The organism is Frigoribacterium sp. Leaf172, from assembly GCF_001424285.1.
GTDB lineage: Bacteria > Actinomycetota > Actinomycetes > Actinomycetales > Microbacteriaceae > Frigoribacterium.
In genome coordinates this window covers 854,386-866,452 of record NZ_LMPB01000002.1, presented here as the reverse complement: position 1 = coordinate 866,452, position 12,067 = coordinate 854,386, and the positions used below count along the sequence as shown (strand labels likewise).

Here is a 12,067-nt window from a genome sequence, read left to right as displayed (position 1 = left end):
GGTCGTCCTCGCAGGTGCTGCCATGTTTCCACAGCGCGGGTCGGGGTGCCAGCCGAGCGCGCCTCCTGCACTAATCTGGTCCGACGTGCCGCCGCCCGAGCGGCCCAGCCGAAGACGGAGACCATGACCCCGCGCATCCTCGTGGTCGACGACGACCCCGCTCTCGCCGAGATGATCGGCATCGTGCTCCGAGCCGACGACTTCGAGCCCCACTTCTGCAGCGACGGCAGCGCCGCCCTCGACGCCTTCCACAACTCGTCGCCCGACCTCGTGCTGCTCGACCTCATGCTGCCCGGGATGGACGGCCTCGAGGTGTGCCGCGCGATCCGTGCCGAGAGCGGCGTCCCGATCATCATGCTGACGGCCAAGGGCGACACCGTCGACGTCGTCAAGGGCCTCGAGAGCGGCGCCGACGACTACGTCGTCAAGCCGTTCAACCCGAAGGAGCTCGTGGCGCGCATCCGCACCCGGCTGCGCCCCGCGACCGAGCCGACGAACGACGTCCTGACCGTCGGCGACCTCCGCGTCGACGTGGCCGCGCACGAGGTCCGCCGTGGCGAGACCGCGATCGCGCTCACGCCGCTCGAGTTCGAGCTGCTGCTGGCTCTCGCGTCGAAGCCGCAGCAGGTGTTCACCCGCGAGATGCTGCTCGAGCAGGTCTGGGGATACCACTACAAGGCCGACACCCGGCTCGTCAACGTGCACGTGCAGCGTCTGCGGGCGAAGGTCGAGCACGACCCCGACAACCCGCGCATCGTCACGACCGTGCGCGGCGTGGGGTACCGTGCCGGCGCGAGCGCCTGACCCCGTGCCCGGCGCGATCGGCCGGCCGTCGAGCGTCGCGGTCCGATGACGTCGCCGAGGCTGGCGCTCCCCGGGGCGACGGCTCGCCGCCTCGCGGTCGTGTGGCGTCGTCTCGCCGACGGCTGGCGGTCGTCCCTCGAGCTCCGCACGGTCGCACTGACCGTCGTGCTCGCCGGGGTGGGCGCCTCGATCATCGCCGCGTCGATCTCCGTGAGCATCGGCGCGAACCTCTACGACCAGCGGCGTGATCAGGTGCAGTCCGAGTCGCTCCGGGCGACGCTGCTCGCGCAGAGCATCTTCGACTCGGCGACGGCGACGGAGGACGCCGACCAGGTCGAGCTCGACTCGCTCCAGAACGAGGCGCAGAGCGCCATCCTGGGGTCGACCTCGAGCCCCGGCGGGACCCGGATCGCCATCCTCCGCACACCGGGCCAGACGACGGCGCGCACGATCCAGAACATCGCGAGCCCCGACTTCCCGGCCGACGTCATCAGCCCCGAGCTGCGCGAGCAGGTGGCGGCCGACACCGGATCGCTGGCCCTGCAGTCCGTGTCCCTCGCGTCCCCCTCAGGAGGCGCGGCGCCGGGGATCGCCGTCGGCTCGACCCTGCAGGTGCCCACCGCCGGTCAGTACGAGCTCTACCTCGTGTACGACCTCGGCGACGCGGAGGAGACCCTCGCCCTGATGCAGCGCACCCTGGCGATCGGGTCGCTGGCCCTCGTCGTCCTGATCGCGCTCATCACGTACACCGTCGTGCGTCTGGTCGTCGCACCCGTCCGCGTCGCCGCCGAGACGAGTCAGAAGATCGCCGCGGGGCACCTCGAGGAGCGCATCCCCGAGAAGGGCGACGACGTCGTCGCGACCCTCGGGCGGTCCTTCAACGGCATGGCCGACGCCATGCAGCGGCAGATCACGCAGCTCGCGGAGCTGTCTCGCGTGCAGCAGCGGTTCGTCAGCGACGTCTCGCACGAGCTGCGGACCCCGCTGACCACCATCCGGCTCGCCGGCGACGTCCTGTACGACCAGCGCGAGGGGTTCAGCCCGTCCGCGGCGCGGACCACCGAACTGCTGCACACGCAGGTCGACCGGTTCGAGCTCCTCCTCGCCGATCTCCTCGAGATCTCGCGCTTCGACGCGGGCGCGGTCGAGCTGGAGCTCGAGCGCATCACGCTCGTGCGGCTCGTCGAGGACGGCGTGGCCGAGTACGAGCCGCTGGCCGCCGAGACGGGCAGCGCCATCGAGATCGTCGCCCGCGGGGGCTACTTCGAGAGCGAGGTCGACGCGCGTCGGCTGCGACGCATCTTCCGCAACCTGCTCGGCAACGCCATCGAGCACGGCGAGGGGCGACCCATCGTCGTCGAGGTCGACTCGGACCCGGACGCCGTCGCCATCGCCGTTCGCGACCACGGCGTCGGTATGACCGAGGCCGACGCCGAACGGGTCTTCGACCGGTTCTGGCGGGCCGACCCGTCCCGTCGGCGGACGATCGGCGGGACGGGGCTCGGTCTGGCCATCAGCCTCGAGGACGCCGTCCTGCACGGTGGTCGCATCGACGTCTGGTCGCGGCCGGGCTCGGGCAGCCGCTTCGTCGTGACGCTGCCCCGCGTGGTGGGCGCCGAGGTCCGCTCCCGCCCGCTGCCGGTCCGACCCGAGGAGGACGCATGACCACCCCGAGACGACTCCCCGCCGTCGCCGTCGCGATATCCCTCCTCGCGGCGCTCGCCGGCTGCGCGGGCATCCCCGACAGCGGGTCCGTCCAGCAGGGCGACCCGATCACCAGCGACGTCGTCGACAGCGACGTCGTGTACACGCCGAACGGCCCCTCGGTCGGCAGCTCCCAGGAGCAGCTGCTGAACGGGTTCCTCGCCGCCGGCACCGGGCCCCAGAACGACTACGCGGTCGCCAGGCAGTTCCTCTCGACGGGGTTCGCCGACGGCTGGAACCCGAGGGACAGCGTCATGGTCCGTCCGGGCACCGGGACGACGACCCGCGTCTCGGACACCCGTCTCGACTACACGTTCGTCGACTCGGCCACCGTCGACGACACCGGTCGCTACACGCCCGCCACGTCCTCCGTCCCGACGACGCTGGGCTACCGGTTCGTCCAGGAGGACGGCCAGTGGCGGATCAGCGACGCCCCCGACGGCATCGTGCTGACCCCGGCGACGTTCCAGTCGGTGTTCCGCTCGCACGCCATCTACTTCTACGACCCGACCTTCACGTACCTCGTGCCCGACGAGCGCTGGTTCCTCGCCCGGTCGTCGACGAGCACGCGCATCGCGTCCGCGGTCCTCGCGGGCCCGTCGTCGTGGCTCCAGGGCGCCGTGGTGTCGGCGTTCCCCGACGGCACCCGGCTCTCGCTCACCGCCATCACCGTCGACGACGGCACGGCGAGGGTCGACCTCACGGCCGATGCGCTCGGCGCGGACCCGACGGCCCGGGCCCGCATGCAGGCCCAGCTTCTGGCGAGCTTCTCGAGCGTGGCCGCGATCACGGCGGTCGAGCTGAGCGTCGAGTCGACGGCGCTCGACGTGCCGGAGCTCGGCCAGGACTCGCCCCTGCGCGACCCGACCGTCGACGCCCGGCCTCTCGTCGTCGCCGACGGCGTGCTCGGCTTCGCGTCGAGGAGCGCCGTCAGCGAGCTGGCCGGGCTCTCGCCGACCGTGACGGACCTCGGGGCCACCGCCCTCGAGCTCTCCGGCGATCAGACCCGTGCGGCGGTCGCGACCCCCGAGGGGGCAGTGCTCGTCCGAGCCGACGGCAGCAGCCGCCTCCTCGACGCCCGGCCGGGACTCGCGCCTCCATCGCTCGACGACCGCGGATACGTCTGGAGCGTCCCCGAGAGCGACCCCGGCGACCTCCTCGTCATCGGCGGCGACGGCGTCGTGCACGCCGTGTCCTCCTCGCTGCCCGACGGAGCCGACGTCGTCACCCTGCGCGTCTCGCGCGACGGCAGCCGGGTGCTCGCGCTCCTCGACGACGACGGCGACGCCCGTCTGACGGTCGCCGCGGTGGTCCGCGACGCGGAGGGGGTCCCCACGGCACTCGGGCCGGCCCTCGAACTCGCCACGGCGACGGGGGTGCCCGTCGACGCCACCTGGGCAGACCAGTCGTCGGTGGCCGTCCTCACCCGGGCGGGGGACGAGCCCCAGGTCACCGTCTCCGAGGTCGGCGGCCCCGCGACGTCCCGCGGTCGTCCGCCGGGCGATCCCGAGTCCATCGTGGGCGGCAACGGGGTGGGCCGGCTGCAGGTGCGCACGGCCGACGGGATGGTCCTCGAGCCCCGGGGGAGCAGCTGGCAGGACAGCGGCATCCGCGCGGATCTGCTGGCCACCCAGCGCTGACCCGCGGACCATCCTCCCCTCCCCAGCAGAGCGCTCCCCGTCGTCGGCGTGGACGACGCCGGTCCCGCTCGCGCCGGCCCGCGCCGCCGCGGCAGGCTGTCGTCATGTCCGCACGATCCGCGCTCCGCGAGGCGCTCTCCGTGGTCTCCCCGGTCGAGTGCGCCGGCTGCGGCAGCCCCGACGTCGAGCTCTGCCCCGACTGCCGCAGGCGACTCGATCCCACGGTCCGCTCGCGCGAGCTCCTCACGGGGCTCGTCGTCGTGTCGGGGCTCGACTACGAGTTCGAGGTGCGCCGCGCCGTCATCGCGTTCAAGCAGCAGGGGCGTCTGCGGCTCGCCCGCCGGCTCGCCCCCGCACTCGCGGCCGCCCTCGACCGCGCGTGTCCGCCGGGACCGTCGCCGCCCCTCCTCGTGGCCGTGCCCGCGTCGAGGTCCGGACTCAGGAGGCGCGGGTACGACCCCGTGGGTCTGCTCGCCCGCGAGGCCGGGCTGGTCCTCGCACCGCGCCTCCTCGTGTCGGTCGCCGGGGCCGGCGGTCCGCAGAAGAGGCTCGACCGGGTGCAGCGCCAGCGGGCGCGGCAGGGGACGCTGAGGGCGACGACCGACCTGACGGGCCGCCGGGTGCTGCTCGTCGACGACGTCGTGACGACGGGGTCGACGCTCCTCGAGGCCGAGCGGGCGCTCGCGGCACGGGGTGCGGCGGTCGTCGCCGCGGCGTGCCTGGCGTCCACTCCGGAGACCGGGAGGAGCATCCGAGGTGCCTGAGCGACTCGCGACACGGTGGACGCGGGGTTACGCCGAGGTGCCGTCACGGTTACGGTGGGGCAAAAGGCGTGAAAGCACATCCGCCTGGCTGACAGGCGGCACGTCATAGCCAAAGGAGGTCGTCATGGAAATTTCCGTCACGGGTCGAAACGTCGGCATCACCGATCGTTTCCGCGACTACGCCACTGACAAGGCCGACAAGGTGGCGCAGCTCGCCACGAAAGCCCTCGCGCTCGAGATCAAGGTCTCGAGGCACCACGAGAAGTCGAGCGGTCAGGCAGGAGACGACCGCGTCGAGCTCACCCTGATCGGGCCCGGGCCCCTCGTCCGCGCCGAGTCGACCGGCGGCGACAAGTACGTCGCCTTCGACCTCGCCATCGCGCGGCTGCTCGAACGCGTCCGTCGGGCCAAGGACCGCAAGAAGGTGCATCGCGGTCAGCACCGGCCCACATCGCTGCGTGAGGCCTCGACCTCCGACTTCAGCACGCACGGCGTCACACCGGCCGCCGCCGAGACCCTCGACGCCGTCCGGACGGGGTCGATCGCGGTCGTCGACGACGACGCCTCGATCGACGCGGAGGAGACGGAGGAGGACTACAGCCCGGTGGTCATCCGGTCGAAGGTCTTCGCCTCCACGCCCATGACGGTCGACGACGCGCTCTACTACATGGAGCTCGTCGGTCACGACTTCTACCTGTTCATCGACTCGGGGACCGATCGGCCGAGCGTCGTGTACCGACGGAAGGGCTGGGACTACGGCGTCATCGGTCTCGACCAGTCGGCCCCCGAGCTGCAGGAGGTCGCCACGGCGCTCCGGGCCGGCCTCGTCGACTGACCGTCGGGGCGTCCGATCCGGCGCAGCCGGTCGGGCGCCCTCGCGGTCCCTCGGCGGCCACGGTCCTGAGAAGGCGGCGAGGTGATCGCTTGCCGGTTCACAGGGCCGTGGCCGCTAGTCTTGTTACCATTCCGTGCTCGTCCGTCCGCGGGTCGAGCCGATCTCGGCGTGGCCCACGGGCCCGCCTCACGGGGCGCGCGGCTCTCGTCGTGCGCTCGACCGAAACACAGGGAGTAACCGGTGGCCAACGTTCTCGAGAAGGTCCTTCGCGTCGGCGAGGGTCGCACCCTCCGCAGGCTGAAGGCGTACGCCAAAGCCGTCAACGAGCTCGAGGACGACTTCACCACCCTCACCGACGACGAGCTGAAGAACGAGACCGTCGAGCTGCGCGAGCGCTACGCCGGCGGCGAGTCGCTCGACGATCTGCTGCCCGAGGCGTTCGCCGCCGTCCGCGAGGCCTCCAAGCGCACCCTCGGTCTCCGGCACTTCGACGTGCAGCTGATGGGCGGCGCGGCGCTCCACCTCGGCAACATCGCCGAGATGAAGACCGGCGAGGGCAAGACCCTCGTGGCGACCACGGCCGCCTACCTCAACGCCATCGCCTCGCGCGGCGTGCACGTGATCACGGTCAACGACTTCCTCGCGAGCTACCAGTCCGAGCTGATGGGTCGCGTCTTCCGCGCCCTGGGCATGACCACGGGGTGCATCCTCGCAGGCCAGACCCCGGCGCAGCGCCGCGAGCAGTACGCCGCCGACATCACCTACGGCACGAACAACGAGTTCGGCTTCGACTACCTCCGCGACAACATGGCCTGGCAGTCGCAGGACATGGTCCAGCGCGGACACTTCTTCGCCGTCGTCGACGAGGTCGACTCCATCCTGATCGACGAGGCCCGCACGCCCCTCATCATCTCGGGGCCCGCCAGCGGAGAGGCCAACCGCTGGTTCGCGGAGTTCGCCACCATCGCGCGTCGCCTGGTGTCGGGGGTCGATTTCGAGGTCGACGAGAAGAAGCGCACGGTCGGGGTGCTCGAGCCGGGCATCGAGAAGGTCGAGGACTACCTCGGCATCGACAACCTGTACGAGTCCGCCAACACGCCGCTCATCTCGTTCCTCAACAACGCCATCAAGGCCGACGCTCTGTTCAAGCGCGACAAGGACTACGTCGTCATCAACGGCGAGGTGCTGATCGTCGACGAGCACACCGGTCGCATCCTCAGCGGGCGCCGCTACAACGAGGGCATCCACCAGGCCATCGAGGCGAAGGAGGGCGTCGAGGTCAAGGCCGAGAACCAGACCCTCGCGACGGTGACGCTGCAGAACTACTTCCGTCTGTACAAGAAGCTCTCGGGCATGACGGGAACGGCCGAGACCGAGGCCGCCGAGTTCATGAGCACCTACAAGCTCGGCGTCGTCCCGATCCCCACGAACCGGCCGATGCAGCGCATCGACCAGACGGACCTGGTCTACAAGAACGAGACGGCGAAGTTCGACCAGGTGGTCGAGGACATCGTCGAACGGCACGCCAAGAAGCAGCCCGTCCTGGTGGGCACCACGAGCGTCGAGAAGAGCGAGTACCTCTCGCGTCTGCTGGCCAAGAAGGGCGTCAAGCACGAGGTGCTGAACGCGAAGAACCACGCCCGCGAGGCGGCCATCGTCGCACAGGCCGGTCGGGCCGGGGCCGTCACGGTCGCCACCAACATGGCCGGCCGTGGGACGGACATCATGCTCGGAGGCAACGCGGAGTTCCTCGCGGTCGCCGAGATGAACGCCAAGGGGCTCAGCCCGGTCGAGACGCCCGACGAGTACGAGGCGGCCTGGGATGCCGTGTTCGCCTCCCACAAGGAGGCCGTCGCCGAGGAGGCCGCCGCGGTCGTCGAGGCGGGCGGGCTCTACGTGCTCGGCACGGAGCGCCACGAGTCCCGTCGCATCGACAACCAGCTCCGCGGCCGCAGCGGTCGTCAGGGTGACCCGGGCGAGAGCCGCTTCTACCTGTCGCTCACCGACGATCTCATGCGTCTGTTCAACTCCGGTGCCGCCGAGTCGCTCATGGGCCGCGGCAACGTCCCCGACGACCTCGCCATCGAGAACAAGATCGTCGGTCGGGCGATCCGTTCCGCTCAGTCGCAGGTCGAGTCCCGCAACGCCGAGATCCGGAAGAACGTCCTCAAATACGACGACGTCCTCAACCGGCAGCGCGAGGCGATCTACGGCGACCGTCGGCACATCCTCGAGGGCGACGATCTCCAGGACCGCGCCTCGAAGTTCCTCGACGACGTCGTGAATGAGGTCATCGATCAGCACACGGGCGAGGGCGGACCCGACGACTGGGATCTCGATGCCCTGTGGACCGAGCTCCGCACCCTCTACCCGATCTCGATCACGATCGACGAGGTCATCACCGAGGCCGGCTCGAAGGGCAAGGCGACGCGCGAGTTCCTCGGTCAGGAGATCCTCTCCGACGCCAAGGTGGCCTACCAGAACCGCGAGGCGACCCTCGGCGAGGCGGCCATGCGCGAGCTCGAGCGTCGTGTCGTGCTCTCGGTGATCGATCGCCGCTGGCGCGACCACCTCTACGAGATGGACTACCTGAAAGACGGGATCGGTCTGCGGGCGATGGCGCAGCGCGACCCGCTGGTCGAGTACCAGCGAGAGGGCTACGCGCTGTTCCAGAGCATGATGGGCCAGATCCGCGAGGAGTCGGTGGGCTTCCTGTTCAACCTCGAGGTCGAGGTCCAGAACCAGGTCGGCGCCGAGAAGACGCCGGTGATCGCTGCGAAGGGGCTCGGCAACGAGCAGGCCCCTCCCGCCCTCGAGTACTCGGCGCCGAACATCGACGGCGAGGTCGAGGTCCGCGACCAGAAGGGCCGCCTCGAGAAGGGGGCCACGGCCCGCGCCCAGCGCCTGCAGGAGACCGCCACGCAGACGACGGCGCCCGAGGTGGCCGCGGCGCGGGCATCGAGCGGCACGGCGCCGGCGGGCAAGGGCGCGTTCGGTCAGAAGACCGGAGGCGACGAGCCCGCACCCGTGAACCGGGCCGAGCGCCGGGCGGCCGGCAAGAAGTAGGCCGGCACCGGACGATCGGTCCCGACCGGTCGCGCGACGACGGAGGCGCACCCGCTCAGGCGGGTGCGCCTCCGTCGTCGGCGGGGGAGGCCCCGTGTCGGCGCCGCCTCTCGGATCAGAGGATGTGGAGAGCGCTCGCCTGCCACCGGCCCCGGACGGTCTCGAGGCGCACGGCGACGGCGCGGCTGCGCCCCCGACCGTGGACGACGACGACGCCCTCGACGATGCCGTGAACGGGTTCCGCGATCCGCACCGGCCCGAACCGCAGGATCGGGCGCTGGGGTCGGACGCCGTGGGCGACGCGGGCCCTCGTCGAGATCCTGACCCTGTTGCGCAGGGTCGCGAACACCTCGGCGGTGACCCAGCGCGACAGCTGCTCGATGTCGCGTGCCCCGGCCATGACCTCGAGCACCGAACGGGCGAGGGCTTCGACGGCCGCCTCGGCGGTGATGGGCTTGCCCCGGGGTGCGAAGGGGTCCGGCGAGATGGCCGCCAGCGTCCCGCAGCCGGGCACGGCGCTCAGATGGCGTTCCAGCGGGATCGACCCCGTGGGCGACTCGACGCCCGTGCGGGGGCGGGCTGACGTGGTGGCGCGTGGTGAAGAGGGCATCGTGCTCGTACTTTCGTGACGGCGGCTCGGTCGTACACAACATATGACATCCGGTATTGGTTCGACAAGGACAGGCCGGGCTGTGGAGAGATCGCGGTCGTCCACAGAGCGCGACCCGCGCCTCCCAGGGTCCACGGGTCGACCTAGACTGGGGCGGTGTCGACGCTCAGTGATCTCGTACTCGCCCAGGGCCGCTCCAGCGAAGCGGACATCGAGTGGTTGCATCTGCTGGTCGGCGACTGGCAGCTGCTGGCCGACCTGGCCTTCGCCGACATGGTGCTCTGGGTGCCCACGCAGACGGGCAGCTTCGTCGCCGTCGCCCATGCGCGCCCGTCCAGCAGCGCGACGCTCTTCTACCGCGACTTCGTCGGACAAGAGGTGCGCCCCGAGTGGCGCGTGCAGATCGATGCGGCGTTCTCGTCCACCCGCATCGTCGACTCCGCCGCCCCCGACTGGTACGAAGAGACCCCCACGCGGGTGCGCGCCGTCCCCGTGCTGCGTCGACTCGGTGCGAGCCGCCCCGATGTGACCGAGGCGCCCATCGCCGTCATCACCCGGCACACCAACCTCAGCGAGGCCCGCACCCCGAGCCGGCAGGAGCTCACGTTCAACCAGTGCGCGAACGACCTGTTCGCGATGATCGCCGCGGGGGACTTCCCCGACCTCGGGGCGCCGACCGGCCCCCGGCGCGGCGCTCCCCGCGCCTCCGACGGGCTCCTCCGCCTCGACGTCGACGGCACGGTCACCTTCGCCAGCCCCAACGGGCTCTCGGCCTTCAACCGCATGGGCTTCGACGGCGAGCTCGAAGGGGAGTCCCTCGCCGAGGTGACGACGAACCTGCTGCAGGGCAAGCTGGTCATCGACGAGTCCCTGCCGCTGGTCGTCACCGGGCGGGCGCCATGGCGCACCGACATCGAGGCCCGGGGTGTGACGGTGTCGCTCCGGGCGATCCCGCTGCGTGATCGGGGCGAGCGCATGGGCGCCATCGTGCTCTGCCGCGACGTCACCGAGCTGCGGCACCAGGAGCGCGAGCTCATCACCAAAGACGCGACGATCCGCGAGATCCACCACCGGGTCAAGAACAACCTGCAGACCGTGGCGTCCCTCCTGCGCATCCAGGCGAGGCGGACGCACACCGACGTGGCCCGCGAGGCGCTGACCCAGGCGATGCGGCGGGTCGCCTCGATCGCGGTCGTGCACGACACGCTGTCCGAGGGCCTCAGCCAGAACGTGGACTTCGACACGGTCTTCGACCGCGTCCTCATGCTCATCGCCGAAGTGGCCTCGAGTCACAACACGACCGTGCGGCCCGCCCTCGTCGGCAGCTTCGGCGCCCTGCCGAGCGAGTACGCGACACCGCTCGCGCTGGCGCTGACCGAGCTGGTCACCAACGCGGTCGAGCACGGCCTCGACGGCCGCGACGGCGAGGTGCAGATCGTCGCCGAGCGCGACGACGAGCAGCTGACCGTCAAGGTGCGCGACAACGGCGTCGGTCTGCCCGAGGGCAAGGTCGGCTCCGGTCTCGGCACGCAGATCGTCCGCACGCTCATCCAGGGCGAGCTCGGCGGCACGATCGACTGGCACACGCTCGTCGGCAGCGGCACCGAGGTCACCATCGAGATCCCGTTCCGCTGGCTCACCCAGTCCTGACGGCCCGCCCGAGCACGCGACGAGCGTGCCCGGACAGCGACGAGGCCGGCTCCCCAAGGGAGCCGGCCTCGTGACGAGCCCGTCGGTCGGTCGCGACCGCCGTCGGGCGAGAAGGTCTAGCTGGCGCGACGAGCGCGAGCCGCACGGCGCTTCAGCGCACGACGCTCGTCTTCGCTGAGGCCACCCCAGACGCCGGAATCCTGGCTGGTCTCGAGGGCGTACTGGAGGCACGTCTCGGTGACGGTGCACCGACCGCAGACGGTCTTGGCCTTGTCGATCTGGTCGACAGCGGGGCCCGTGTTGCCGACGGGGAAGAACAGCTCCGGGTCTGCGGTCAGGCAGGCGGCCTTGTCACGCCAATCCATCGATGGGTACTCCTTTAAATGCTGAACCGGCGCAACGAAGCACCGGTTCCGGATGGGGGAAAGAGAAAGAATTCGGGAGGCGCGCACAGCCGTGTGCACGTCACTTCGACCTCGAATATGGTCGCATACTGGTACGGCCAAATCAAGGATTTTGTGGAGGGCCACGCATGAGCCGAGCGGCTGAGAACGACCCCGCCGAGCCGACAGATCCGTCTGCCGCGACACGTCGACCGCCCCTCCTGTGGGTGCTGCTCGTGCTGCTCGTCGGCGAACTCGTCGTCGTGGGCGGGGCCGCGGCCTACCTGCTCATCGAGCTCGTCGTCGCGACCCCGTCGTCGTACCCCTCCGCGGTGGCCGTGCTCGTGCTGACGCTGATGGCGGCGGCGTGGCTGGGCTCGATCGTCGTCGGGGCCTTCCGTGGCCGGGCCTGGATCCGCGGCGCCGCCATCGTCTGGCAGGTGCTCCAGGTGGCCGTCGGCGTCGGCAGCCTCCAAGGGACGTTCGCGAACCCCACCGTGGGGCTCTGGCTCATCGTCCCGGCCGTGCTCGTGGTCGTCCTGCTGATCACCCCGTCGGTGACCGCAGCCACCGCCGCCCGCGACGAAGCGCCGCCCCGCACCTACTGACGC

Annotated in this window: 10 protein-coding genes; 8 read left to right on the top strand and 2 right to left on the bottom strand. The window is 71.0% G+C overall.

The features are described from left to right. Window positions 1–123: 123 nt before the first annotated feature. The 6 genes from mtrA (at window position 124) to secA (ending at window position 8,813) form a co-directional block, all read left to right on the top strand. Window positions 124–804, top strand: coding sequence for an MtrAB system response regulator MtrA (gene mtrA, locus ASF89_RS10305; protein WP_055814340.1), 681 nt, complete (start codon window positions 124–126; stop codon window positions 802–804). A gap of 45 nt (window positions 805–849) precedes the next feature. Then, on the top strand, window positions 850–2,469 hold the full coding sequence (gene mtrB, locus ASF89_RS10300) for an MtrAB system histidine kinase MtrB (RefSeq protein WP_055814337.1): 1,620 nt from the start codon (window positions 850–852) through the stop codon (window positions 2,467–2,469). Then, entirely contained in the window at window positions 2,466–4,148 is a 1,683-nt protein-coding gene (locus tag ASF89_RS10295; protein WP_055814334.1) for an LpqB family beta-propeller domain-containing protein, read from the top strand. The genes mtrB and ASF89_RS10295 overlap by 4 nt, the downstream gene beginning before the upstream one ends. Before the next feature lie 104 nt (window positions 4,149–4,252). Then, window positions 4,253–4,912, top strand: a complete 660-nt coding sequence (locus ASF89_RS10290) for a ComF family protein (RefSeq protein WP_055814331.1) — start codon at window positions 4,253–4,255, stop codon at window positions 4,910–4,912. 124 nt (window positions 4,913–5,036) lie between these two features. Beyond that, entirely contained in the window at window positions 5,037–5,747 is a 711-nt protein-coding gene (hpf, locus tag ASF89_RS10285) for a ribosome hibernation-promoting factor, HPF/YfiA family (RefSeq protein ID WP_055814329.1), read from the top strand. 240 nt (window positions 5,748–5,987) lie between these two features. Further along, window positions 5,988–8,813 carry a preprotein translocase subunit SecA gene (gene secA, locus ASF89_RS10280; RefSeq protein WP_055814326.1) on the top strand — a complete coding sequence of 942 codons (2,826 nt, stop codon included), beginning with the start codon at window positions 5,988–5,990 and terminating at the stop codon, window positions 8,811–8,813. A gap of 115 nt (window positions 8,814–8,928) precedes the next feature. Here secA and ASF89_RS10275 read toward each other — a convergent pair whose 3' ends face one another. After that, complete coding sequence (locus ASF89_RS10275; RefSeq protein ID WP_156357315.1) at window positions 8,929–9,423, bottom strand: Rv3235 family protein; 495 nt, start codon at window positions 9,421–9,423, stop codon at window positions 8,929–8,931. Window positions 9,424–9,579: 156 nt separating this feature from the next. Between ASF89_RS10275 and ASF89_RS10270 the strand changes: the two genes are divergently transcribed. Continuing rightward, complete coding sequence (locus ASF89_RS10270) at window positions 9,580–11,073, top strand: sensor histidine kinase (protein ID WP_055796232.1); 1,494 nt, start codon at window positions 9,580–9,582, stop codon at window positions 11,071–11,073. 116 nt (window positions 11,074–11,189) lie between these two features. Here ASF89_RS10270 and ASF89_RS10265 read toward each other — a convergent pair whose 3' ends face one another. Further along, a complete protein-coding gene (locus ASF89_RS10265; protein WP_055796236.1) occupies window positions 11,190–11,438 on the bottom strand; it encodes a WhiB family transcriptional regulator in 249 nt (82 codons plus the stop codon). 167 nt (window positions 11,439–11,605) lie between these two features. Here ASF89_RS10265 and ASF89_RS10260 point away from each other — a divergent pair, with 167 nt between their 5' ends. Further along, the gene (locus tag ASF89_RS10260; protein ID WP_055814322.1) at window positions 11,606–12,064 is read left to right on the top strand and encodes a hypothetical protein; all 459 of its coding nucleotides are present in this window, start codon (window positions 11,606–11,608) and stop codon (window positions 12,062–12,064) included. Window positions 12,065–12,067 lie beyond the last annotated feature (3 nt).

What these genes read in the sequence shown, in the direction of transcription:
- mtrA (WP_055814340.1), top strand. Translation starts at nt 124, where the DNA reads ATGACCCCGCGCATCCTCGTGGTCGACGACGACCCCGCTCTCGCCGAG.
- mtrB (WP_055814337.1), top strand. Translation starts at nt 850, where the DNA reads ATGACGTCGCCGAGGCTGGCGCTCCCCGGGGCGACGGCTCGCCGCCTC.
- ASF89_RS10295 (WP_055814334.1), top strand. Translation starts at nt 2,466, where the DNA reads ATGACCACCCCGAGACGACTCCCCGCCGTCGCCGTCGCGATATCCCTC.
- ASF89_RS10290 (WP_055814331.1), top strand. Translation starts at nt 4,253, where the DNA reads ATGTCCGCACGATCCGCGCTCCGCGAGGCGCTCTCCGTGGTCTCCCCG.
- hpf (WP_055814329.1), top strand. Translation starts at nt 5,037, where the DNA reads ATGGAAATTTCCGTCACGGGTCGAAACGTCGGCATCACCGATCGTTTC.
- ASF89_RS10275 (WP_156357315.1), bottom strand. Translation starts at nt 9,423, where the DNA reads ATGCCCTCTTCACCACGCGCCACCACGTCAGCCCGCCCCCGCACGGGC.
- ASF89_RS10265 (WP_055796236.1), bottom strand. Translation starts at nt 11,438, where the DNA reads ATGGATTGGCGTGACAAGGCCGCCTGCCTGACCGCAGACCCGGAGCTG.
- ASF89_RS10260 (WP_055814322.1), top strand. Translation starts at nt 11,606, where the DNA reads ATGAGCCGAGCGGCTGAGAACGACCCCGCCGAGCCGACAGATCCGTCT.